Genomic DNA, 1,889 nt, shown 5'->3' on the forward strand with positions numbered 1-1,889 from the left:
CGGGTGGCGCCGCTGGCGACACCACCAACGGCAACGGCAACGGCACCGGCACCGCAGGTGCAGGTGCCGCCGCCGACGCTGGCACCGACTCCGTCGGCCACGCCGACGGCGCTGGCGCCGGGGCTGGCTCTGGCGGCTCTGCCGCTGCCACTGGCGCCACCGCTGGTGGTGGCTGCTTGCAGCCGCCCGGCTCCAAGGCGGTCATCAACATCACCGTGCCGCTGTCGGCGCTGCTGGGCTTCGGCTTCGCCTTCAAGAACCAGAACGAGACCGACACCAACAACGCCAACGACGCCGACGGCGTCGGCGGCACGGGCACCGCAGCCGTGGGCACCGCCGCAGGCGCCAACGGCACGGCAGGCACCGCCACCGCAGGTGGCACCAACACCACCGGGGCAACCGGGAACACCGGGGCGACCACCGCCCCCGGCCCCGAGCCGGGCGCCGAACCAGGCCCCGACCCCGGCGGCGGCACCGGTGGCGGTGCCACCGCCACCAACACCGCCACCGCAGGTGGCACCAACGCCAACACCGGGCCGCCCTCCGCCACCACCGGCCCGCCCTCCACTACCCCCGATTCCCCGGGCCACTCCGGTTTCCCCGGTGTGCCCGTCTCCTCCGGTGTGGCCGTGACCGAGGACGGCAACGTCCTGGCCCTGTCCGCGGTGCGTGCGATGGCGCCCACGGCCCAGATCCGCCGGTTGATCTTCGACGACCGCACCGGCCTGCCCCTGGACCTGGGCCGCGCACACCGCCTCGCACCCGGGTACCTGCGCACCGCCGCCTTCGCCGGGCACACCACCTGCGCATGGTCGGGTGGGTGCGACGTGCCGGTCTCGCAGTGCGAGGCCGACCACATCACCGAGTTCTCCCACGGCGGCGAAACCAAGGCCACCAACCTCCAGCCCCTGTGCTCCACGCACAACCGCGCCAAGTACCGCCACACCCGCACCAAGACCGAGTAAGAACCGCCCCACCAGCGGCACGAGCGCCAGCGATGCGAGCACCAGCGGTGCCGATGGCACCAGCGCCACTGGCTAGGGGCCGCCGGCTCGGCGAGCACGGGCGCGCAAGCGCCTCCGGTGCCTCCGGTGCTTGCGGTCGCTCCGGCGCCAACGGCTGAGCACATATCACTGGCCGCACCGGTTCGGTCGACCGCCCAGCATGGCCAGCCGCACCGAGTCATCCGGTACCACCCACCGCACCGCCCACCGCACCACTCATCGCATCGGCCGTGCTGGCGCCATTGGCCCTGCCGCGGGCAGGCCCTCCGACGGATCAGAGAATCTCCGAAACCGCGCCAAGCGATGCACACCCTCCCCGGCCCCTGCCTCCGACGAATGTCGCCACCATGCGCACACCCGCTCGAACGGCACCAGCACCGGCCACAGCACCGGCGGTGCCGATGGCACCAGCACCAACGGCAACAACCCCACCGGCAACGGCGCCAAGGGCGACTCGGGTGCCGAAGGCGCCGGCTCCGGTAACGCCGATACCGGCTCCGGCAACGCCGGCATTCCGTCTAGAGCCCTGGCGACTGCCGCAACTGGTCCAGCCGAGGGGCACCACACACCCCCTACCACTCTCCGCGCGCCACTCTCCGCGCACCGCGCACCGCGCACGACAAACCAAGCTTCTGGAGAATCTCCACCGCAGGCCCACCCACCCACGGCGACCAGCCCTGGCCCCACCGGGACTGACCGGGCCTGACTGGCCTGACCGCGTGACCCTGCGCGTGGCACCAGCCGCCGTTCCCGATGGTTGATAGTGCTCTTGTGAGCACCTGAAAACGTTGTCGGTGCCCTTATGGTCACTACCAACGACACAGAACCGAGCACTCTCCCTCTCGTCTCTCGACCCCACCGGGAAGCAGGGCACGACCGGGCGAT

Annotated in this window: 1 protein-coding gene; it reads left to right on the forward strand. The window is 71.9% G+C overall.

What is annotated here, in order from left to right; translation table 11 throughout:
• The coding region (locus IDM40_RS28505) for an HNH endonuclease signature motif containing protein (protein ID WP_235998014.1) at positions 1-965 on the forward strand (965 nt) is incomplete at its 5' end.
• Between the last annotated feature and the right edge of the window lie 924 nt (positions 966-1,889).

The sequence above is a fragment of the Nocardiopsis coralli genome, assembly GCF_014892575.1.
Lineage (GTDB): Bacteria > Actinomycetota > Actinomycetes > Streptosporangiales > Streptosporangiaceae > Nocardiopsis > Nocardiopsis coralli.